This is a genomic window from Pseudomonas sp. 2995-3, assembly GCF_002742565.1.
In the GTDB taxonomy this organism is placed as follows: domain Bacteria; phylum Pseudomonadota; class Gammaproteobacteria; order Pseudomonadales; family Pseudomonadaceae; genus Aquipseudomonas; species Aquipseudomonas edaphica.
In genome coordinates this window covers 1-346 of sequence record NZ_LJSB01000098.1, presented here as the reverse complement: position 1 = coordinate 346, position 346 = coordinate 1, and the positions used below count along the sequence as shown (strand labels likewise).

Annotated in this window: 1 protein-coding gene; it reads left to right on the top strand. The window is 40.2% G+C overall.

Annotated elements, in window-relative coordinates; all coding sequences use genetic code 11:
* The coding region (locus tag AOA62_RS31715; RefSeq protein ID WP_256592295.1) for a Gfo/Idh/MocA family oxidoreductase at nucleotides 1-346 on the top strand (346 nt) is incomplete at both ends.

Below are 346 nucleotides of genomic sequence, written 5' to 3'. Positions count from 1 at the left end.
GTTGTACATCATGGAGAAGAGCAACAATTAATTTCTCAAGGGAAAAAAGCACGTGTATCGGCTCCTTGGAAGCTTAAGGCATCAGCATCACAGGAAAATGGTTTCCCAATGGATGATAACACCCTAGAAGAGGAAATACAAAAAGCATACGATTCCTTGCCAAAAGTGGAATTTGAGGGGCATACTGGTCAAATTCAAGACGTGTTAAAGGCTATTGCAGGAGAGAAGGAACTTCTAATTGATGGTATAGAAGGGCGACGTACATTGGAATTTATAACGGCAATCTATCAATCTGCAAGTCAAGGTCAAACAGTTAAACTTCCGTTAACAGAAGAAAGTCCTTTCT